This window comes from Desulfovibrio desulfopostgatei (genome assembly GCF_053570645.1).
In genome coordinates, this window is record NZ_JBRBQS010000002.1 from 1,355,330 (window position 1) to 1,377,161 (window position 21,832).

A 21,832-nucleotide genomic window follows, 5' to 3' on the forward strand; every position below is an offset into this window, starting at 1 on the left:
TAAAGAGCCATGAGCGAGAAATTTGAATACGGCACTGGCCGCCGCAAGACCGCTACGGCCCGTACCCGCATCTACGCCGGTTCCGGCGGCATCACGGTAAACGGCCGCAACTTTGAGGATTATTTTCCTCGCAAGACCCTGCAGATGATCATCCGTCAGCCCCTGGTTCTTGCCAAGCTGTCCGACAAGTTTGACATCCGCGTGAACGTTGCCGGTGGCGGCGTTACCGGTCAGGCTGAAGCCGTGCGCCACGGTATTTCCCGTGCGCTGCTTCTGGTCGATCCGGCCCTGCGCCCCATGCTCAAGAAAGCTGGCTTCCTTACCCGCGATGCCCGCAAGAAAGAACGTAAAAAGTACGGCCTGCGCGCTGCCCGCGCCCGGTACCAGTACTCCAAGCGTTAATATGCCTTTATGGAAGCCCTCTTTATGGGAGGGCTTCCTTTTTGCCTTTGAGCGGGTCGCATGTCGGCCCGCTTTTTTTTTGGCGGAGTTCCCGAGCAGTTTTGTAGGAATGCCCGGGCCGCTCCCGCTCCAATCCCGGCTACTCTGCGGAGTGCCGCATCTGTGGTGGTGTTATGGAAAACGACAATACTTCAAATTTTTCTTCCGCATCTGATGTGTTGCCGATGCTGGACTATGCCTACACCCATGAGCAGACGCAGGCCACTACCGGCTATTTTTCCTGTGTTCCGCCAGAAGATCTGGATTTTGACCGTGCGCTGGAACGGCTTGAAGCCGCGCCGATGGACGACTTTCTGCACCTGCATCTGTTAAAACTGCTCGCAGGCAAGGCACAGGACGAACTGAACCTTCTGGCCGCCAGTTGTTATGACGCGGCCAGCAACGAGTTTACCCGTCCAGTGCTGGCGGCCCTGCTGGCTGAGTGCGCCTTGCTCGGCGCGGAATCGCCCGGGAAGGGCCAGGGCTTTTGCGCGTCCTTTCCGCCTGATGCCGCCGAACGGCTGGCCGCTTACAGTCCCGCCGTGTATCTGCGGGCTGCAACCCTGCCTGACCACGCCATCGCCGCTGCCTGGAGCGCCCTGTTCCGCGCCAATATCTGCGAGCACCATTCCCTGCCGCGCCCGGACGAGGCTGGCATAGCTTCCCTGTTCAGCGGGGAAGTGCTTGATGCCACCGCCCGGCGCATGGCGGAGCATGCCGATGCACTGGCCCGGCAGCACGAAAAACTCAAGGCCGAAGCCTGGGAACCCTGGCAGCGGCCTCCGCCGCAGGAAACATACCTGCGCGCCGTGGATGCGCTGATGGAAAACGGCGTTGTGGATGGCCCGGAAATGCGCCATGAAGCTTCGCTTTCGCCCATTGCGCTGCTGCGCGGCTGGCAGGTGGATATTGCCGTGACAAGCGGTGCCGTGCGCCACACCTTGCGGGGCAAGGCCACAGCTTATGGGCGCGGCCTGTCGCTGGCAGCGGCCCGCGCATCCTACGCCATGGAAATTGTGGAGCGCGCCAGCACCTATGTGAGCGTTGGGCCGGGGGACGGCACTGCCGCCCATGCCGGAACAATCCTTGGCCGCAAAACAGAGCTGCCCCTGACGCTTGCGCGTTTTTCCGAGCTGGCGGAGCAGGGTAGAGCGGCGCTCGACCCCAATCTGCTGCCCCTGGAAGCTCCCTATACTGATACCCCCCTGCACTGGCTCCCTGCCTCTGACGCATCAGGCGCGACTGTTCTTGTGCCTGCGCAGGCGGTTTTTCTGTTCTGCAATCTGGACGAGCAGGCCCTGTTTATTGCTGGCGGCTCCACCGGCCTTGCATCGGGCAATATTATGGATGAAGCAGTGGTTGCCGCCCTTACGGAAATCGCCGAGCGCGATGCCGAGGCCACAACTCCCTACAGCCGCACGCGCTGTTTTATGCTGCGCAGCCGCGATCAGCTCATTCAGTCGCTGCTTGACGACTACGCCGCCTGCGGCATCCGCGTGCAGTTTCAGGATTTGACCACGGAGCTTGGGCTCCCAGTGTATCAGTGTTTTGTCACCGGGCGCGACGGAACTGTCGCGCGGGCCACAGGAGCCAATCTTTGCGGCGCGCGCGCTGCCCTGGCGGCTCTCACCGAAACCCCGTGGCCCTACTCAACGGCGCAAAACAAGCCCCCATGCCCTTCAGCTTCAGGACTAGCGGGACTGCCTGTTCGTGTGTTAGAGGATTTGCCGGATTACAGCCTGCCCTCCCCCCGCGCCAACCGCCGTCTGTTAGAGTCGGTACTGTCGGCGCACGGCAGAAGTCCTCTCTATGTGGATCTGACCCGCAAGGATTTTGATATCCCGGTGGTCAGGGCCATTGTTCCCGGTTTTGCCCTCACGGCAGAGTGGGACAGGTTCTCAAGGCCGGACGCGCGCCTTTTTGCGCGTTATGCCGCGTGTTGTCTATGAGTTGCCGTAAGTACGGCTAATTACAATTGCAGCCCGGCGGCAACTCGGGTATAGTAGGGAGCGACCGGCCCATAAGTGAACAGGCCGCTCTGAACGCACAACCTTTGGAGGGTTAGGATGAAACTGGGTAAATTTCTTGCCGCGCTGGCTGGTCTGGCGCTGACCTTCGGCGTTGCCGGCCAGGCGCTTGCCGCTGATGCCGGTCCCATCAAAATCGGCGTGTACCTTCCCCTGACCGGGCAGAATGCCTTTGGCGGCCAGCTCGAACTTGAGGGCGTGCGTCTCGCCCATAAGGAAATGCCCAAGGTTCTTGACCGCCCCGTTGAACTGGTGGTGGTTGACAACAAGTCTGACAAGGTCGAAGCCGCCAACGCCGTGAAGCGCCTTGTGGAACGCGACAAGGTCGTGGCCCTTATCGGCACCTACGGTTCCTCGCTGGCCATGGCTGGCGCTGAAGTGGCTGAAAAGGCCGCGGTTCCCGGCGTGGGCACCTCCTGCACCAACCCCCTTGTGACCCAGGGCAAGAAGTACTACTTCCGCGCCTGCTTCATCGATCCTTATCAGGGCGCTGCTGCCGCCACCTATGCCTATGAAACCCTCGGCTTCCGCAAGGCCGCCGTGCTCATGGACATGACCAGCGACTACGCCGTGGGCCTCTCCAGCTTCTTTACCCGCGATTTCAAGAAGCTCGGCGGCGAAATCGTGGCTACCCTCAAGTACAGCTCCGGCGATCAGGACTTCACCGCCCAGCTGACCGAACTCATCGCCAAAAAGCCTGACATCGTCTTCATGCCCGCCTACTTTGCCGAAGGCGCCATCATCATGAAGCAGGCCCGCGAACTGGGCGCCAAGTTCCGCCTCATGGGCGCGGACGCCATGGACAACCCCGACACCCTCAAGCTGGGCGGCAAGGCTGCGGAAGGCTTCCTGCACACCACCTTCCCCTACGACCCCGCCATGCCCAACATGAGCCCCGAAGCCAAGCGCTTCACCGAAGCGTGGAAGACCGCCTATCCTGACAAGGAAACCAACGTTAACGGCGCTCTTGGCTACAACACCTATTTCCTGATTCTTGACGCCATCAAGCGCGCCAACTCTTCTGATCCCAAGGCCATTACCAAGGCTCTGGCAGAAACCAAGGATCTGCCCACCGCTCTGGGCCTGCTGACCATCAACAAGACCCATGACGCAGAAATGCCCGTGGGCATCATTGAATACAAAGATGGCAAGCGCGTTTACGTGGGCGAAGTTACACCCAAATAAGTAAACAACAGATCAACCCCGCGGCGATATTCGCCGCGGGGTGCTTTTTTCATTTTTTTGCCGCTGTTCGAGCGGAAGGGCCTATTGTGGCCTTTTGTCCGTTGCGAGGCGCTGAGGTGGCCCATGAGCCTTGATATGTTTTTGCAGCACTGCTTTAACGCCCTGACCCTTGGGTCGCTGTATGCGCTGATCGCCATCGGCTACACCATGGTTTACGGCATCCTGCGCCTGATCAACTTTGCCCACGGCGATATTTTGATGATCGGCGCGTACTTTGTATTTTTCGGCACGTTCGCATTTGGCTGGCCCTGGGGTGTAGCCGCTGTTGTCGCCGTTCTTGGCGCCAGCGTGCTCGGCATCCTTGTAGAAAGGATAGCCTACAGACCCTTGCGCGACGCCCCGCGTATTTCGGCGCTTATCAGCGCCATTGCCGTATCATTTTTTATTGAAAGCCTCGCCGTGGTGGTCTTTACAGGCCAGCCCCGCCCCGTGTTGCAGCCCGAATGGCTGGTTTCTGAATGGCAGCTTGGCGGCATACGCATCCTGCCGCTTACGGCCTTTGTGCCGATCATGACCATCGTGCTTGTGGCCGTGCTTTTGTACGTGGTGTACCGCACAAAGCCCGGCCTCGCCATGCGCGCCATTTCAAAAGATATTGAAACCACGCGCCTTCTGGGTGTGCGGGTGGACAACATCATTGCCCTCACGTTTGGTATAGGCTCAGCGCTGGCGGCGGCCTCGGGCATCATGTGGGCCTTGCGTTACCCGCAGGTGCACCCCTACATGGGCATCATGCCCGGCCTCAAGGCCTTTATTGCCGCAGTGTTCGGCGGTATCGGCTCCATTCAGGGCGCTGTTATCGGCGGTGTCGCCCTTGGCTTTGTTGAAATCATGACCGTGGCCTTTATGCCTGAGCTTTCGGGGTACCGCGACGCCTTCGCCTTTGTGCTGCTGGTGTTCGTGCTGCTGTTCAAGCCCACAGGGCTGCTGGGTGAGCGAATGGAGGAGAAAATCTAATGCGCCTGAACAGAAGCACCATTCTGAGCATTATGGTCATGCTGCTGTTTGGCCTTGTGCTCTCCCAGGCAGAAAGCTTTCTCGGCGATTATCAGATTTATATCGCCAAACTCATTTTCATCAACGCCATTCTGGCGCTTTCGCTCAACCTGATCTACGGGTTTACCGGGCTCTTCTCTTTGGGGCATGCCGGATTTATCGCCATTGGCGCGTATGTTTCGGCCTTGTGCATCCTGAGCCCCGAGCAGAAAGAAATGATGTGGATTCTTGAACCCATCATCTGGCCTTTCTCCGACCTGTTTACGCCTTTTTGGGTTTCTGCGCTGGCTGGCGGGCTGGTGGCCACCATCTTTGCCTTTATCATCGCCGTGCCAGTGCTGCGGCTTGGCGATGACTATCTTGGCATTGCCACCCTCGGCTTTGCGGAAATCATCCGCGTCATGATCGTCAACGCTACGTCCATCACCAATGGTTCGCTGGGCATCAAGGGCATTCCAGGGCACGCCAGCCTGCTTTCGTGCTATATCTGGATGCTCTTCACGCTCATAGTGCTTTCGCGGCTCATATTCAGCAATTTCGGAAACGTGATGCGCTGTATACGCGATAACGAAATCGCCGCCAGGGTCATGGGCATCAACGTGTTCCGCTACAAGGTGCTTTCGTTCTGCGTGGGCGCGTTTTTTGCCGGTGTGGGCGGGGCGCTGCTTGGCTCCCACCTCTCCACCATCGATCCCAAGATGTTCAACTTTTTGCTGACCTTCAACGTGCTTATGTTCGTTGTGGCTGGCGGTCTTGGCTCGCTGACGGGCAGCCTGCTCGGCGCTACGGTCATCACCATCTTGCTTGAATGGCTGCGCGCCATTGAAGAACCCATGGATCTGGGCTTTATTGAAATCCCCGGCATCCCCGGCATGCGTATGGTGGTGTTTTCGCTGGTGCTGCTGGCCATTATTCTTTATCGGCGCGAGGGCATCATGGGTACCCGTGAGCTGACCTGGAAATCAATGGGCGCGTTCTTCAGGAGGGGCAAGGCATGAGCGGTTTTAATCTGCCCAAGGCTCCCAATTACGAGGGCGCACTGTTGCTGGCCAAGGACGTAACCATGCGTTTTGGCGGCGTGACCGCCGTGAGCGATCTTTCCATCTCCCTGCCCAAAGGCGCCATTGCGGGCATTATCGGCCCCAACGGCGCGGGCAAAACCACCGCTTTTAATGTTCTGAGCGGTTTTTATACCCCGCAGGAAGGTGACGTGGTTTTTGACGGCAAGAGCGTGAAGGGCCTTGGCCCCTCGGAAATCTGCCGCATGGGCATGGCCCGCACTTTCCAGAACATCCGCCTGTCGCAGCAGATGACCGTGCTTGAAAACATCATGGTCGGCTGTCATGTGCGCCGCCGCTGCCCCTGGTGGATGGCCCCTCTGGGCATCCCCGCTTTTTATAAGGAAGAAGCGGCCATTGTGGAAAAAAGCAAGCAGCTTGCTGATCGGGTAAACCTGAGCGGCAACCTCAACGATCAGGCGGGCAGCCTGCCTTACGGCGCGCAGCGCAGGCTTGAGATTGCCCGCGCTCTGGCCACCGAGCCCAAACTGTTGCTGCTTGATGAACCCGCAGCGGGCATGAATCCGCAGGAAAGCCTGGATCTCATGCACTTTATCGGCCATATCCGTGACGAATTCGACCTCACCATTCTGCTGATCGAGCATGACATGAAGGTCGTCATGGGCGTGTGCCAGTACATCTGGGTCATGGAATACGGCGCCTTGATCGCCGAGGGCGAGCCGGAATCTATACGCAACAACCCCGTTGTTATCCGCGCCTATCTGGGTGAGGACGCCACGCTGGAAAAAGTCATTTAGCCGTGGCAAGGGCGGCGGAGCCTTGCTCCGTCTGCCCGTTGCGGCTTGCAAAGGCGCTGTTTGCCGCTCCTGTGCAGGAGCAAACGGCCATACGCAGCAGATAGACATGCCCGGAAAGCTCTTCCGGCGCAGACCGACATATGGACAGGGTGCATCATGCTTGAAATTCGTAATCTCCATGTGCGCTACGGCGGCATTCAGGCCGTTCAGGGCGTAAGCCTGAATATCCCGCGCGGCAGTATTGTGACGCTTATCGGGGCCAACGGCGCGGGCAAGAGCAGTATCATCCGCTCCATTGCCGGCCTGAACAAAACCATCAGCGGCGACATCCTGCTGACCCGCCACGAGGGCGACGCCCCGGCTTCGCTCATGGGCCTCAAGCCCGAAGACATGGTGCGCAAGGGTATTTCTCTTTCGCCGGAAGGGCGGCGTATCCTGCCCCATCTGACGGTGGAGGAAAACCTGCACCTGGGCGCGTATTCGCGCAGCGACAAGGCAGAGATAGCCCATGATATCGAGTGGGTTTACAGCCTGTTTCCCCGGCTTAAAGAACGCCTCTGGCAGAAGGGCGGCACGCTCTCCGGCGGCGAACAGCAGATGCTGGCCGTGGGCCGCGCGCTCATGAGCCGACCCGATCTGCTCATGCTTGACGAACCTTCTCTGGGGCTTGCTCCGCTGCTGGTGCGCGAGATTTTCGACATCGTCAAGCGCATCAACGAAGAGGGTAAAACCGTCCTGCTGGTGGAACAGAACGCCTTTGCGGCGCTTTCTGTGGCGCACTATGCCTACATTCTTGAAGTTGGCAGGGTGGTGCTTGAAGGCCCAGGCCGCGAGCTGCTTGAAAATCCCAAGGTCAAGGACGCCTACCTCGGCGGCTAGACCTGCTCCTGATTACAGACCGCGCTGATCTGGTTAGCGCTCAAACCGGCAATCATTATGACTGCCGGTTTTTTGTTGCTGCAGGCTTCGGCTAATTCAGCAATGCGCGATCTCATATAACCGGGCCGCCGGGGTGAACAAAATGCTGCGGCTTGCCACCCCGTGCCGGGGGTATTAGTATTCATGTTGGTTAAAAACAGTCCGGGGAGCAAGGCACTTACTGCCTTTGCCTCTGCGACCTTGCGACTGCAAATCCATAAGGAGCAAACATGCAACGCATACTTCTGTTATTGCCCCTGCTGCTGGCCTTGCTGGCTGGCGCGGCCTCTGCCGCACCGGGCGAACAGCGAACCCTGACCAAACTGCCCAACGGGCTTTCCGTGTATATCATCAAGGACAGCCGCTTCCCCCTGGTGGCAACGCGCCTTTACGTGCGCACCGGGTCGGCCAATGAGGACGCCAAGCAGGCGGGCATCAGCCATCTGCTGGAGCACATGGTCTTCAAAGGTACAGAACACCGGCCCAAAGGCCAGGTGGCACGCGATGTGGAAGCCCTTGGCGGCTACCTCAACGCAGCTACCAGCTTTGACAAAACATGGTACATGACGGACATGCCCGCCGCTCACTGGCGCATGGGCATGGACGTGGTGAAGGAAATGGCCTTTCAGGCCGCTCTGGATCCCAAGGAGCTGGAGTCGGAAAAAGAAGTGGTGATTTCCGAGCTTGAGCGCGATCAGGATTCGCCCATGAGCAGGCTGTTTGAAAGCCTGCAGGTGTCCACACTCCAGAACACCCCCTACGGGCGGCCCATCATCGGCTTTAAGGAAACCGTGCGCGCCATCACCGCCGACGACCTGCGTGCCTATGTGCAGCGCTGGTATCAGCCGCAGAACATGATGTTGCTGGTGGCGGGCGATATTGACCCGCAGGCAGTGCTGCAACACGCGCAGGAACTTTTTGGCGGCATGGCCAACACCAACGATTTTGTTACGCCGCCGCAGGTTGATTTGCTCACGGCCCCCGGCGGTCAGCGCGTTGAAGTGGTGCGCGGCCCCTGGAACAAGGTCTATCTGGGCATGGCCTTTCCTGCGCCAGCCCTGCGCGACCTGCGCTCTGTGGATCTGGACGTACTGAGCTACCTGCTTGGCGGTGACGGCACCTCGCTGTTGAGCCGCAAATACGAGTATGAAAAACAGCTTGTGGACAGCATCAGCGTGGGCAACATGAGCCTTGAGCGTGCGGGCATGCTGTATATTACCGCCAATATGGCTCCGGAAAAGCTGGAGGCCTTCTGGCAGGGGCTGACCACAGACCTTGCCAAACTCAAGGCCGCAGACTTCAAGCCCGAAGCCCTCAAGCGCGCCCGCTACAACCTTGAAGACAGCATGGACCGCTCGGCGGAAACGCTCAACGGCCTGGCCTCCTGGCTAGGCAGCGTCCAGTTTGAGCTGGGCGGCGATGTGGCGGAACAGAACCTGCGCTTCACCCAGCGCAATGTTTCGCAGCCGCAGGTACAGCAGGCCATTGACCTCTGGCTTGACCCCGGCAGGGCGCGGGTGCGTGTGCTTGCGCCTGAGAATGCCAAACTGCCCGATCTGCAAGCCGTGCTGCAAAAGAACTGGCCCGGCAGCGCCGCTGCCAAAACCGCGCAACAAGCTTCGGCCACTGCGGGTCAGCAGGAAGTGGTCGATCTGGGGCAGGGACGTACCGTCATTCTTATCCCTGATGCCACAGTGCCCTATGTGGCGGTTGATCTCATGCTGCCCGGCGGCAACGCCCTGCTGAAGCCCGACCAGCAGGGGCTGGCAGAACTGACGGCCAGCACACTTGGCGATGGCAGCGGCAAACTGGACGCCCAGGCCATGGAACGCTACTTCGCTGACCGCGCGGCTTCACTCTCCGCCAAGGCGGGCCTGCAAACCTTTACAGTGTCCCTGACTGGCCCGGCCCGGTTTAATGCCGATTATTTCTCCATGCTGGGCGAGGTGCTGGGCAAGCCCCGTTTTGAAGCCAAGGAAATCAAGCGTGAAGCGGAAAACATGAAGGCCGCCATCCGCCAGCGGGCAGACAGGCCCACCTCCTTCCTGTTCTCGCGGGTGAATCCCTTCATCTTCCCCGGCGGGCAGCCCTACGGCTACGACAGTCTGGGTACGGAAGCGAACCTCTCCAGGTTTACGCCCAAGGATGTGCGCTCGTTCTGGGACAAGCAACTCGTGCAGCCCTGGGTGCTGGCAGTGGCAGGCGATTTTGACCGCGAGGCCGTGCTGGCCTTTGCCCGTACTCTGCCCACGCCAGACAAAAAGGATTTCTCCTTGCCCGCCCCCTCATGGGGTGATGCCCGCAACCTTGATCTGCATCTGCCGGGGCGCAATCAGGCCCACGTGCTCCAGATGTTCAAGGCTGTGCCTTACACCAGCCCGGATGCCCCGGCGCTCATGCTTTTGCAGTCTGTGCTTTCCGGGCAGAGCGGCCTGCTGTTCAGCCAGATGCGTGACGAGCAGGGCCTCGGATACACGGTCACGGCCTTTTACCGCGCCATGCCTCAGGCTGGCATGATGGCTTTTTACATTGGCACCACACCTGACAAGGTGGCGCAGGCGCGTGAAGGCTTTGCCAAGATTATTGCCGATATCAAGGCAAAACCCCTGCCTGCGGAATTGCTTGAAGCCGGGGCCAACCGCCTGCTTGGCGAATACTACCGCGACAAGCAAAGCCTTGGTTCCCGCGCGGGCGTGGCCGCCACAGACGCCGTGCTGGGCCTGCCACGTGATTTCAGCAAGTCGCTCATCGACAAAGCAGCCAAGCTGACCCCTGCGGATATTCAGGCTGTGGCGCAGAAGTATCTGGACGACAAAAACCTCTACAACATGATCCTGCTGCCATAGGCGGCGTTTCGGATTTGTTGACGGGCCGCATCGGGTATCCGATTGTACTTCCCTGCAAAACAACGGCGGAAGCGGAGTTGGGCCGATGCGGCCCCTTGTGTTTATTGGCTGTTACGGAATGCTCAATCACTGTTTGCGCGTACAAAAAAAGTTTTTATAAACGATATCTTCGGCAAGGGGCGGGCAAATAAAAATGTCAAGTCCGAGGTAAGTCCCCTTACGTGGGGGAGGCCGTCTTGAAAACCCGGCGTGGGTAGAGTAAGTTCTTGTCTGCGTTACGGGAACTGCTTTCTGAGGAAGGCTCGCCAGGTATCGGCTGCGGTCGCAGTGCCGGGGCCTGGGCGGCAGCGCCATGCGGGTATGATGCCTGAATTCATGGCGAAATGTTTCAGCAGCGCCAATCAAAGCCACACATGTTGCGGGTCGGGTTGCCTGATCTGGCATCAGTCAGGGCGAACATTTTTGTTCCCGCCCTCGCTGTTTTGCGGCCTTGATGTAGTGAAAAATTGGGCAGGCAAGAAAATTCAATAGTGAATTCGCAGTGTTGCTACGGCACTAGGAGAGCTTTTTTGCGTGTGTTTATTGACAGGGTGCAATTCTTTTGAGATTTTCTAGACATTGAAAGCGCCATGGAGCTTAATAGGGAATCCCCGTGAAAATCGGGAGCGGACCCGCCGCCGTGTGCCTGTTCAACACCGCTTTTCCTCGTGTGCCACTGGATAAAACCGGGAAGGCCGAAAAGCGGCAGGCAAGCCGGAAGACCTGCTTTCAACCGTTCTAAGAAAGTGGAGCATCTGCAACGGGCTTTTGCAGATGAACCGTCAGAAAAGGGCCATTGATGGCCTCTCCGCCCGTTTTGTCCGGGCGGCCTTTTTGTTCATAGCCCACACGTTGGAGCGAAGTTCATGCTCGCCAGCATTATAAAGCGCGACGGCACGGAAGTGCCTTTTGATTCGGTCAAGATTCTCAATGCCATCACCAAGGCCAATCAGGCCGTTGGCGGTGAAGACATGTCCCCGACTGACCTGCTGTTTGTCACCGAAAAGGTGTGCAAAAAGCTGGAGTCGCGCAGCCTCAAGCATGTGGAAGAAATTCAGGATGTTGTTGAAGAAACCCTGATTCAGTACGACTACGCCAAAAGTGCCAAGGCTTACATCCTGTACCGGGCCGAGCATACGAAAATCCGTAATGCGGAATCGTATCTCATGGATATCTATAAAAAACTTACGTATTCCCCGGCCCTGCAGGAAGACATCAAACGCGAGAATGCCAATATCGATGGCGATACGGCCATGGGCACCATGCTCAAGTATGGTTCCGAGGGGTCAAAATTCTTCATCGACAACTACATTCTGCCCAAGGACGCCTCCGCCGCGCACCTTAACGGCGATATCCACATTCACGACAAAGATTTTTACATGCTCACGGAAACGTGCTGCCAGATTGACCTTATCCCCTTGTTTAAAAATGGTTTTTCCACGGGGCACGGGCATTTGCGCGAGCCCAATTCCATTGAGAGCTACTCGGCCCTTGCCTGCATTGCCATTCAGGCCAACCAGAATGAAATGCACGGCGGCCAGAGTGTGCCGCATTTTGACTTTGCCATGGCCGAAGGCGTTATCAAGACCTACCGCAAGGAATATGAACGCGCTTTTGCCGCATTTTTGCGCATTGCCCAGAATCTGGAGGAGCAGGCAGCCATTGACGCCGCCAGAGAAACCATCGCCCTGTTGCCCGAAGGCCCGCGCCTTGGCACCTGCGATGCTTTTGGAGAGGCCCTTGTGGCGGCTGTCCCCGAGGCCCGGCGCGAACTTGTGACGCGCGCGCATGCCTATGCAGCCGGCGAAGCCCTCAAATACACCGAGCGCCGCACCTATCAGGCCATGGAAGCCCTGATCCATAATCTGAACACCATGAATTCCCGTGCAGGCGCACAGGTGCCTTTCAGCTCCATCAACTACGGCACGGATGTTTCTGCCGAGGGGCGCATGGTTGTTAAAAACCTGCTGCGCGCCACCAAGGCCGGGCTTGGCAATGGGGAGACCTCCATTTTCCCCGTGCAGATATTCAAGGTGAAGTCCGGGGTCAACTATAATCCTGAAGATCCCAACTACGACCTTTTCAAGCAGGCTATGGATGTTTCCGCCATGCGGCTCTTCCCCAATTTCAGCTTTCTTGATGCGCCGTTCAACCTCCAGTACTACCGCCCGGGCGACTATAATACGGAAGTGGCCTACATGGGCTGCCGCACACGCGTGCTTGGCAACGTGTACGACAAGGACAGGCAGGTTACGTGCGGTCGCGGCAATCTGAGCTTCACCTCCATCAATCTTCCCCGGCTCGGGCTGGATGCGCGTGGCGACATCAGCCGTTTCTACGCTCTGCTGGATGACAAGATTGATCTGGTGTTCCGCCAGTTGCTGCATCGGCTCAAGATCCAGAGCGCCAAAAAAGTGCGCAACTATCCCTTCCTCATGGGCGAGGGCATCTGGCTCGATTCCGACAAACTGGGTTGGGACGACAGTATTGAAGAAGTGCTCAAGCACGGCACCCTGACCGTGGGCTTTATCGGTCTTGCCGAAACGCTCAAGGCTCTTGTGGGCCAGCACCACGGCGAAAGCGAAGATGCCCAGAAGCTCGGCATCGAGATTGTTACGCACCTGCGCAAGCGGTGCGATGACGAAGCCGAAAAGACCGGACTCAATTTTTCACTCATCGCCACCCCGGCGGAAAGCCTGAGCGGGCGTTTTGTCAACCTCGATAAAGCCAAGTACGGCAGCATCCCCGGCATCACCGACAGGGATTACTACACCAACTCGTTCCACGTGCCGGTGTACTGCCCCATCAAGGCCTTTAAAAAGATACAGATCGAGGCCCCGTACCACGCGTTGACCAATGCGGGCCACATCACCTATGTGGAGCTGGATGGGGATACCTGCAAGAACCTTGAAGCCTTTGAGAGCATCATCCGGTTTATGCACGATAATGGCGTTGGTTACGGCTCCATCAACCATCCTCTGGATCGCGACCCTGTCTGCGGCTATGTGGGCGTGATCAACGGCGCCTGCCCCCGCTGCGGCCGCAAGGAAGGCGAAGGCGTAAGCGCCGAGCTGCTTAAAGAACTGCGTAAAAAATACCCGCACACCCCCAAGTGGGACTAGCGGTCATATACAATTTTCATCAACTTTTGCTTATAGAACAAGGAGAGCGACAATGCTAATGAAATCGCGTCTGTTCGAGGAAACCAAGCCCGCGCAGAAACTTGTGGGTCAGGATGTGGGCTTTGAACGTACCCGCCGCATCACCGGTTACCTTGTGGGAACGCTTGACCGTTTCAACAACGCCAAGCGCTCGGAAGAGCGCGATCGTGTCAAGCATGCCTGAATCCGGTAATGCCGGGGTCATGCGGCTGTCAGGCATTGTGGAGGAATCCATAGTGGACGGCCCGGGCCTGAGGTATGTCCTGTTCACGCAGGGTTGCCCGCATCACTGCAAAGGATGCCACAATCCGCAGACGCACGACTTTAAGGGCGGCTTTCCGTTTACGGCGGAGGCCGCCCTTGCCCAGATTGGGGAAAACCCTCTTCTGTCGGGAGTGACGCTGTCTGGCGGGGAGCCCTTTGAGCAGGCCCAGGCGCTCTGCGCCGTAGCCGAGGGCGTGCAGGCCATGCGCAAAAATGTGATGACCTACACGGGTTACACATTTGAAGCCCTGCTTGCCCGCAATGACTACTGGACAAACCGGCTGCTGGAACTGACGGATGTTCTTGTGGATGGCCCCTATGTGGAAAGCCTCCGCGATCTTGAGTTGCAGTTCAGGGGCAGTTCCAACCAGCGCCTTCTTGACCGCGCCAGCCGTGAGCGAATAGCGGCAGCATTGTGCAGCCGTTGAATTTTTACGAATCCTGCCAGTTTGTTCTGCCGGTAACGCTTGCTCCCCGCTTTTGGCGGGGTTTTTTATTGGGGTTTGGCCGCAGGCGGCTCACTGTTTCGGTGTGGCTTTTGTGCCGGTCACATAGGAGGCAAAACCCACATCCATCTGCTGTATATGGTCCACCAGCCAGGTTTTCAGGTATTCCAGCAGGGCAATATCAATAAAGGCCTTGTCGTCAAGCACGGCCTCACGAAGTTCTGTCACTGCTTTTCTGAAACCCTGGTGCACTTCAATGTGCCTTGCCGTGAGCGGATATGGCGTGCGGCTGAAGAAAAGTTCTTCTGTGGCAAAATGGCTGAAGGCATAGCCCGTCAGATCATCAAGAATTTCGAGCAGCAGCTTTTTATCGCAGCCTTTCTGCATTCCACGGTGCAGCTTGTTGATGTACGAAAGCAAGAGCTTGTGCTGGCCGTCAATGACCGGAATGTTCGTGTTGTAACGGCTATCCCAGGGGAAAGCCTCTGCAAGCTCAGTATCTGCTTCGTCCTTATCAGTGGCGGCTGCGTCCAAAATCTGGCTGGCGTGCAGCAATATGCTTTCGCTATGGTGCAGCGCCGCAGAAAGAGCAAGAATCTGCTCCTTACGCGGGCGGTCCTCGGGCAGCCCATTGCCCGCATCAGCAGCAGTGGCCAGGTCGTTCAACTCTGACTGGGCGTTGCGCAGGGCCGCAAGGGCCGTCTGCTGCGTCTGCATGTCCACAACGCGCCTTTCGCGCAGTTCCTGAATTTCCTGCCGGAGTTTGTCTGCTGTTTCGCGCGCTTCGGCAAGGTCGTGGCGAAGCGCGGCCTCTCTGGCATTGAGGCTGTCTTCCAGAGCGCGCACAACATCGCAGGCCGTGGGTATGGAAGGGATTTCAGCGCAGTCCGGTTGCGCAATGGCAGCTACGAACGTGCGCAGGGGCAGCAGGAGGTATCGGTAGAGCAGCACAAGGCCGCAAAGGGAAAAAAGCAGGGAGAGGACAACTGCAAGCCGGGAAAAGGGCGGGGTGAGCTGCATGGCGATAATGCCAGCCAAGGGAGCAATAATCAGAAAAATGATTGGAACGCCCATGTTTTCCCCCGTCAATGGGTATGCCTACCCAGTCAAGGTTGCCTGGCAGCTCTTGCCGCCTCATCACATAGCCTGCGCATAACCACAAAGTTTGCTGCGGCCTTGCGTTGGGCGCGTATGCGCTCTTTATTGACGCGTAGCACATTATCGGCCAGGAGCGCTACCACGCCTTTGTCCAGATAGCCGAGTTCCGCCATGGATGCGATGATTCTCATGGCTTCGGCCAGCGGCATGCCGCTACGGTAGGGGCGGTCTTCTGTGAGGGCTGTAAAAACATCCGCCACGGCGATGATACGTACAGGAAGCGTCAGGCTGCTTCCTTCAATTTTGTGGGGATAGCCCGTGCCGTCAATGCGTTCGTGGTGTCTGCCGCCCCATTCCCGCACGCAGGTAAAACCGGGTATGGAACCCAGCAAATTCATACTGATTTCAGCATGTTTTTGAATTTCCTGCACTTCGTCAGGCGTAAGCGCCGCTGGTTTTTCCAGAATTTCGAGTGGCACCGCAAGTTTGCCTATGTCATGCAGCAGACCGGCTACAAACATGGTCGTGAGATCGTCGGCGTCGGCCATGCGGGTTAGCCTGAGCAGCATGCGCGCCGTATAGGCCACGCCCAGCGAGTGGGTGGCGGTGAAGGGGCTTTTGGAGTCAATGGTTTGCGAAAAAAGCCCGCACAGTTCCACAAGCTGCACCGGGCCAAGAATTACAGAGCCAAATGCCGTAGCCAGGTATTCTTCCATGCGCTCGTGGCTGTCCAGAAACGCTGAAATTTCCGAATCATGAGCTAGGGTTGCCAGCGCTTCAAGGCAGGCTTGGGCGTATTCCCTGTCTTTTGCCTGCAGGGTGAGGCAGATGCTGTACAGGTCAGAAGCCTGCTTGCCGCGCAGGGCAACGTCAACCCGGTCAGCCAGGTGGATGCAGTTGGCTGGCAGTGCGTGCTGGTCGGAGGCCTCATAACTGCACCATTCCGTATGGTGATGCAGCACCATGTCGCACACTGGCTTGGGCAGCCCCGCAGTTTTGCAAAAGGCCCAGCCAGCCCGGCAGTGCAAGGCTTTGTTGCGTTCAAATATGAGGTCGCGCGTATCGCTTTTGAGCGGCACTGCGCCAATATCGTGCAGCATGCTGGCCATAAGCATGTACTTGCGCGTGGTGCGTGATATCCGCATGCGTTCAGCAATAACCTGGCTCAAAAAGGCAACCCGCAGATGGTGTCCGGCAAGAAGCGGCGTAACCATGTCCAGCGCGCGCGAAAAACCCATCAGCAGATCAAAAAGGCGAATTGAACGCATGAAACCTCACTCTCACCAATCGGAACAGATATTCAAAGTAAAATAATAGGACAACCGGCCCCCGGAGGCAATAGGCTCATTTGCACAGAGGCTGACAGAAAGAGTACTTTTTTGCATCATGGATGTTACGTAAGCCCCATGTTGCAATTGCACAGAGTTTTTGCCGCAGACGTAAATGTGCCGCACCCGGATGAGTGCGGCACATAATCTACAGGCATTGGAATCTGCGCCAACTACTGCTTGAGTCAGGATTAATCCTTGAAGGGAGAAATCATGCGCAAGGTTTTGATGACATCAGGGAAGTTCTGGATGACAAAGTCCACTTCTTCCTGCGTGGTGTAGCGGGAGAGGGAAAGGCGGATGGAGCCGTGGGCATAAGTAAAGGGTACACCCATGGCGCGCAGCACGTGTGAAGGTTCAAGGCTGCCAGAGGTGCAGGCAGACCCGGAGCTTGCGCAGATGCCGAGCCTGTCGAGCATGAGCAGGATGGCTTCGCCCTCCACGTTTTTAAATGCAATATTGGTGGTGTTGGGCAGGCGGTTATCCACATCGCCGTTGACCATGCAGTCGGAGATACGTTCAAGCAGACCCTGTTCAAGCCTGTCGCGCAGCATGGCCACGCTGACGCGTTCTTCCTGCATGTGCGCAATGGCAAGCTGAGCCGCTGCGCCAAGCCCTGCAATGTACGGCACATTTTCCGTGCCCGCGCGGCGTCCCCGCTCCTGATGGCCGCCCCGCAAAAACGGGCGGAAGCGCACACCCTTGCGCACATACAGCACGCCAATACCTTTGGGGGCGTGCAGCTTGTGGCCGGAGAGCGAAAGCATGTCCGCAGGCAGATGGGCAAGGTCAATGGGCGTTTTGCCCACGGCCTGCACGGCATCCGTATGGAACAGCACGCCGCGCTCGCTAGCCATTTCAGCCATGCGCTGGATAGGATAGATATTGCCCACCTCGTTGTTGGCAAACATGATGGATGCCAGCGCCGTATCAGGCGTGAGGGCGGCTGCGTATTCGTCAAGGTCAAGGCGTCCCTTGTTGTCCACGCCAAGGTAGGTCACCCGGTAGCCCTGGCGTTCCCAGTGCTGCATGACGCTGAGCACGGCGGGATGTTCCACGCGGGTGGTGATGAGATGGCGCTTTTCAGGCTGGGTCTGGATGGCCGACCAGATGGCGGCGTTGTCGCTCTCCGACCCGCAGGAGGTAAAGATGATTTCGTCCGGGTTTGCGCCCAGCAGACTGGCCATCTGCTCGCGGGCTGTTTCGACCGCATCGGCCACCTGACCGCCAAAGGTGTGCATGCTTGAAGGGTTGCCGTACAGCTCGTTCAGATAGGGCAGGATGGCATCGCGTACTTCAGGCGCAACAGCCGTGGTGGCGTTGTTGTCAAGATAGATGGTTTTCATGGCGGTTAGGCCTCCTCAACCACGATGTCGGCTTCAACATGTTCGCGCAGCAGGCGCTGCACCAGATCGCGGATGGTCACTTCGCTCGAACGGCACTGGGCGCAGCGCCCGCGCAGGGAGACCACAACGCGCAGACCGTCCACATCCACCAGTTCAATATCGCCTCCGTCAGCAGCAAGCTGCGGGCGGATTTCTTCGTCAATGGTCTTGAGCACCTTCTGCATGCGCTGCACGTTGGTGAGGCGCGGCTTGGGCTTGAGCTCGACCAGCGGCTTCTGCTTGAGCTGGGCGGCCAGAATCTCGGCGATTTCATCAAGGCATTCGCCGCATGCGCCGCCAGCCTTGGTGTAGTTGGTGATTTCTTCAACTGTCTTGAGGCCGTTTTCAGTGATGGCGCGGATAATCTGGGCATCCGTGATGCCAAAGCACTTACACACCAGCTTGCCTTCTTCATGGGCATGGGGTACGGGCGGTTCGCCCTTCCATTGACGGATGGCGGCTTCAAGCGCCTCCTGGCCCATGACGGAGCAGTGCATCTTCTGCTTGGGCAGGCCGCCCAAAGCGTTGGTGATGTCCTTGTTGGTGATCTTGAGCGCGTCTTCAACAGACATGCCCTTGACCATGTCGGTCAGCACAGAGCTTGAAGCAATGGCGCTGGCGCAGCCAAAGGTTTCAAAGCTGGCGTCTTCGATGATGTGCTGGTCGTTGATCTTGAGATATAGCTTGAGTGCGTCTCCGCATGTCAGGCTGCCCACTTCGCCAATGGCGTTGGCGCCTTCAAGGGGACCCACATTGTGCGGCCGCAGAAAGTGGTCGTGTACTGCTTCAGTGTAATTCCACATGATTGCCTCCCGTTACGGAGCATTTCTCTGAGTCTATAATTTCCTGCAAGGTGCGCTTTTGCAGGAAGGAGCGGATGTGCCCGTCCAGTTCTGTCCAGAAGCCCCGGGTGGAGCAGTGGGATTCGCGTTGACAATGGCGACCCTTGCTCAGACAGCGCACAGGGGAAATTTCACCCTCAAGATGCTGAAAGACTTCTTCAATGTTAATATCTGTTGGCGACTTGGCAAGTGAGTATCCGCCGCCAGAACCGCGCACCGCACGCAAAATGCCCATGGGGCGCAGTGCCCGCACTATCTGTTCCAGATAGCCCGATGAGATGTTTTCTTCTCGGGCCACCTGCCCCAGTTGCAAAAGAGAGCCCTGGGGCTGGGCCGCCAGACGCAGCAAAAAGCGCAATCCGTAACGGGTTCTGGTAGAAAATCGCATAGGCATCCTCGTATCCTGTAGGGGTTCAGGATTATGAACTCTTACTTGCCCTGCCGGTCACGGGCAATGGCAGTAAGGCTGAAGGGCGTTTCCTGGTATACGTAGTAGTTGAGCCAGTTGCAGTAGAACAGGTGCGCGTGCGCCCGCCAGTTCATGTTGGGCAGACGGCTGGGATCGTTGCCGGGATAGTAGTTGCTGGGCGGTATGGGGTTCATGCCCCGTTCATGATCGCGGCGGAATTCCGCATCCAGGGTGCCCCTGTCGTACTCAAGGTGCCCGGTCATGAACACCTGCGAGTGATCGCGGCTTTCTACCAGGGCAAGCCCGGCTTCTGGCGATTCGGCCAAAATGCGCAGCTCGGACTGTTTGCTCACATCCTCGGCGCGAACTTCCGTATGGCGCGAATGGGGCGCGGCAAAGGTATCGTCAAAGCCGCTGAACAGGCGACAGCCGGGCTGCAAAATGTCGTGCTGGAACACGCCGGAAACCTTGGCAGGCAAGGCGTACTTGGGGATACCGTAAAAATGGTACAAGGCCGCCTGCGCCGCCCAGCAGATGTACAGGGTTGAGTACACGCGGCTTTGCGCAAAGGTCATGATGTCCAGCAGCTCGTGCCAGTAGTCCACGTCTTCAAAAGGGAGATGTTCCACCGGAGCGCCGGTGACGATCATGCCGTCAAAGCTGCCGTGGCGAATTTCTGAAAATGTCTTGTAAAAGCGCTCAAGGTGCTGTGCGGGAGTATTTTTGGATTCGTGAGCTTCAGTGCGCAGCAGGGTGATGTTGACCTGGAGGGGCGAATTACTCAAAAGCCGCAGCAACTGCGTTTCTGTAGCTATCTTGGTGGGCATGAGGTTGACGATGGCGATTTCCAGCGGACGAATGTCCTGCTGGACAGCGCGATCTTCCGTCATCACAAAGATGTTTTCGCTTTCAAGCGCTGCACAGGCGGGAAGATCAGCAGGAATCTTGATGGGCATGTGGATGATCCTTTACAGCAAAGCAGTCTTACTTGGCAGTGCGTTCACTGCCCCTACGGCCCGTCTGCGGGTTACGGTTTTTGGGCAATTTCAGTTAATAAAAGCCCGCCCGTAAAACATAGCATTACACTATGTTTTGTCAAGGCGGACTTTAGGTATTTCCTACATGGGCATTTCTTGCCCATGTATACTTCTTGTAAGATGTCTACAATTGTACAATATGCGTCTCCGGCGTCAAGGTGCTGCCTGCGGCCTCAATGGCGCGGTGCGCCAGCCTGTCCAGCCCGCCGCAGCAGGGCACGCTCATGCGCAGTACGGTAATGCCCGCAATGCCGCCCTGTTTGATGATGGCTGTGAGCCTTTCGACCAGCACTTCATTGTCTTCAAGCTTGGGGCAGGCAATGATGGGCACGCGCCCGCGCATCCAGTCCGCATGCAGATTGGGCAGGGCAAAGCCTGCGCAATGGGCTGCCAGCAGGATGTTGGCCCCGCGCAGATAGGGCGCAGTGGGCGGAACCAGCCGCAACTGGATGGGCCATGTGGGCACCTGCGCCCGCAGGTCTTGCGATCCGGCGGGGGCCATGGTTGCAGGGCCGCCGGTCAGCGGGGTGAACGTGCGCGCCATGCTGCCGGGGCAGCCGCCGCCATGCGGGCGGTGGGGCTGGGCGGTTCCATCCCTTTTTGCCTTGGCGGCAAGGGCCGCCTCCTCATCAAATTCGGGCGCTTCCCTTTCCACAAGGCGCAGCGCACCCTCGGGGCAGTTCAGACACGCGCCGAGGCCGTCACAGTAGATGTCGCTGACAAGTTTGGCTTTGCCGTCAATGATGGCAAGCGCGCCCTCAGCGCAGTCGAGTACGCATTGCCCGCAGCCGTTGCACTTTTCTTCGTCAATCTCAATGATGGGACGTTTCATATTATGCCTCCTTTGCCAGGCGCGCCAGCGCCACGGGCGTGTCGATGACATGGTCGGCCTGGGCTGCGCGCAGTTCGTCCGCGCCGCGAAATCCCCAGGCCACGCCGATTGAGATCATACCCGCGTTGCGGGCGGTGAAGATATCCACGTTGCTGTCGCCCACGTAAAAGCTGCGCTCTGGCAAAAAGTCCATGTGCCGCAGCATGTCGAGGGGGGCGTCCGGCTCCGGCTTGAGGGGCACGCCCTCCCTGCCGCCGCGCACAAGGGCAAACGGCACATCAGGAAAGTAGCGGCTCACCAGTTCAACGGTGAGATCGTCCGGCTTGTTGGAAAGGACGGCCAGAGCGTGGCCGTCATCTGCGAGCTGGTGCAGCGCCTGGGTGATGCCGACATAGGGCTTGGTGCGTACGCACATGTTTTCGCCGTAGCGGGCGCGGGCCTCTGCAATCAACGCTGTCAGTTGGTCTGAAGAAAGCTTTGCTGCTTCACCCTCGGGGAGGGCGTCATTCACAAGTTTGTGAAAGCCTCGGCCCACATAGAATCTGTACGCTGGCAAGGGATGGACTGGATAGCCGTGACTGGCAAGAACGTCGTTGCAGGCCTGGCCAATGTCTTCCAGGCTGTCAACCAGTGTTCCATCCAGATCAAAAATGAATGCTCTCATGTATGCTCCTGTGGGCCCTGCAAGCGGGCACCAGTATT

At 58.1% G+C, this 21,832-nt stretch carries 19 protein-coding genes and 1 riboswitch; of the genes, 11 read left to right on the forward strand and 8 right to left on the reverse strand.

What is annotated here, in order from left to right:
• Nucleotides 1–9: 9 nt before the first annotated feature.
• From rpsI to nrdG, 11 genes are all read left to right on the forward strand, one after another.
• Nucleotides 10–402, forward strand: a complete 393-nt coding sequence (gene rpsI / locus ACUZ9Q_RS06045; RefSeq protein WP_192111562.1) for a 30S ribosomal protein S9 — start codon at nucleotides 10–12, stop codon at nucleotides 400–402.
• A gap of 173 nt (nucleotides 403–575) precedes the next feature.
• On the forward strand, nucleotides 576–2,390 hold the full coding sequence (locus ACUZ9Q_RS06050) for a YcaO-like family protein (RefSeq protein WP_449247519.1): 1,815 nt from the start codon (nucleotides 576–578) through the stop codon (nucleotides 2,388–2,390).
• Between the two features lie 117 nt (nucleotides 2,391–2,507).
• Nucleotides 2,508–3,653: an ABC transporter substrate-binding protein gene (locus ACUZ9Q_RS06055; RefSeq protein ID WP_192111564.1), complete on the forward strand. Its 1,146-nt coding sequence runs from the start codon at nucleotides 2,508–2,510 to the stop codon at nucleotides 3,651–3,653.
• Nucleotides 3,654–3,776: 123 nt separating this feature from the next.
• Nucleotides 3,777–4,670, forward strand: a complete 894-nt coding sequence (locus tag ACUZ9Q_RS06060) for a branched-chain amino acid ABC transporter permease (RefSeq protein WP_022658657.1) — start codon at nucleotides 3,777–3,779, stop codon at nucleotides 4,668–4,670.
• On the forward strand, nucleotides 4,670–5,707 hold the full coding sequence (locus ACUZ9Q_RS06065; RefSeq protein WP_022658658.1) for a branched-chain amino acid ABC transporter permease: 1,038 nt from the start codon (nucleotides 4,670–4,672) through the stop codon (nucleotides 5,705–5,707). Before ACUZ9Q_RS06060 ends, ACUZ9Q_RS06065 begins: the two co-directional genes overlap by 1 nt.
• On the forward strand, nucleotides 5,704–6,525 hold the full coding sequence (locus tag ACUZ9Q_RS06070; RefSeq protein WP_192111565.1) for an ABC transporter ATP-binding protein: 822 nt from the start codon (nucleotides 5,704–5,706) through the stop codon (nucleotides 6,523–6,525). Before ACUZ9Q_RS06065 ends, ACUZ9Q_RS06070 begins: the two co-directional genes overlap by 4 nt.
• 156 nt (nucleotides 6,526–6,681) lie before the next feature.
• Nucleotides 6,682–7,404, forward strand: coding sequence for an ABC transporter ATP-binding protein (locus ACUZ9Q_RS06075; protein WP_192111566.1), 723 nt, complete (start codon nucleotides 6,682–6,684; stop codon nucleotides 7,402–7,404).
• A gap of 269 nt (nucleotides 7,405–7,673) precedes the next feature.
• Nucleotides 7,674–10,289: a M16 family metallopeptidase gene (locus tag ACUZ9Q_RS06080; RefSeq protein ID WP_449247520.1), complete on the forward strand. Its 2,616-nt coding sequence runs from the start codon at nucleotides 7,674–7,676 to the stop codon at nucleotides 10,287–10,289.
• Nucleotides 10,290–10,894: 605 nt separating this feature from the next.
• Nucleotides 10,895–11,073, forward strand: a riboswitch (cobalamin riboswitch).
• Nucleotides 11,074–11,194: 121 nt separating this feature from the next.
• On the forward strand, nucleotides 11,195–13,450 hold the full coding sequence (locus tag ACUZ9Q_RS06085; protein ID WP_192111568.1) for an anaerobic ribonucleoside triphosphate reductase: 2,256 nt from the start codon (nucleotides 11,195–11,197) through the stop codon (nucleotides 13,448–13,450).
• A 52-nt stretch (nucleotides 13,451–13,502) separates the two neighbouring features.
• A complete protein-coding gene (nrdD, locus tag ACUZ9Q_RS06090) occupies nucleotides 13,503–13,673 on the forward strand; it encodes an anaerobic ribonucleoside-triphosphate reductase (RefSeq protein ID WP_034605181.1) in 171 nt (56 codons plus the stop codon).
• Entirely contained in the window at nucleotides 13,666–14,181 is a 516-nt protein-coding gene (gene nrdG, locus ACUZ9Q_RS06095) for an anaerobic ribonucleoside-triphosphate reductase activating protein (protein ID WP_225529849.1), read from the forward strand. Before nrdD ends, nrdG begins: the two co-directional genes overlap by 8 nt.
• Before the next feature lie 90 nt (nucleotides 14,182–14,271).
• Here nrdG and ACUZ9Q_RS06100 read toward each other — a convergent pair whose 3' ends face one another.
• The 8 genes from ACUZ9Q_RS06100 to ACUZ9Q_RS06135 all read right to left on the reverse strand — a co-directional run bounded on the left by ACUZ9Q_RS06100 (nucleotide 14,272) and on the right by ACUZ9Q_RS06135 (nucleotide 21,794).
• Entirely contained in the window at nucleotides 14,272–15,273 is a 1,002-nt protein-coding gene (locus tag ACUZ9Q_RS06100) for a bacteriohemerythrin (RefSeq protein WP_449247521.1), read from the reverse strand.
• Nucleotides 15,274–15,305: 32 nt separating this feature from the next.
• Complete coding sequence (locus ACUZ9Q_RS06105) at nucleotides 15,306–16,565, reverse strand: HD-GYP domain-containing protein (protein ID WP_449247522.1); 1,260 nt, start codon at nucleotides 16,563–16,565, stop codon at nucleotides 15,306–15,308.
• Between the two features lie 251 nt (nucleotides 16,566–16,816).
• Nucleotides 16,817–17,971, reverse strand: a complete 1,155-nt coding sequence (gene nifS / locus ACUZ9Q_RS06110; RefSeq protein WP_192111571.1) for a cysteine desulfurase NifS — start codon at nucleotides 17,969–17,971, stop codon at nucleotides 16,817–16,819.
• Between the two features lie 5 nt (nucleotides 17,972–17,976).
• A complete protein-coding gene (nifU, locus tag ACUZ9Q_RS06115; protein WP_192111572.1) occupies nucleotides 17,977–18,813 on the reverse strand; it encodes a Fe-S cluster assembly protein NifU in 837 nt (278 codons plus the stop codon).
• Entirely contained in the window at nucleotides 18,797–19,246 is a 450-nt protein-coding gene (locus tag ACUZ9Q_RS06120) for an RrF2 family transcriptional regulator (RefSeq protein ID WP_022658669.1), read from the reverse strand. The genes nifU and ACUZ9Q_RS06120 overlap by 17 nt, the downstream gene beginning before the upstream one ends.
• Before the next feature lie 35 nt (nucleotides 19,247–19,281).
• Nucleotides 19,282–20,217 carry a homoserine O-acetyltransferase MetA gene (gene metA / locus ACUZ9Q_RS06125; protein ID WP_192111573.1) on the reverse strand — a complete coding sequence of 312 codons (936 nt, stop codon included), beginning with the start codon at nucleotides 20,215–20,217 and terminating at the stop codon, nucleotides 19,282–19,284.
• A gap of 205 nt (nucleotides 20,218–20,422) precedes the next feature.
• Nucleotides 20,423–21,130, reverse strand: a complete 708-nt coding sequence (locus ACUZ9Q_RS06130) for an ATP-binding protein (RefSeq protein ID WP_227118492.1) — start codon at nucleotides 21,128–21,130, stop codon at nucleotides 20,423–20,425.
• 1 nt (nucleotide 21,131) lies between these two features.
• Complete coding sequence (locus ACUZ9Q_RS06135; protein ID WP_449247523.1) at nucleotides 21,132–21,794, reverse strand: HAD family hydrolase; 663 nt, start codon at nucleotides 21,792–21,794, stop codon at nucleotides 21,132–21,134.
• Nucleotides 21,795–21,832 lie beyond the last annotated feature (38 nt).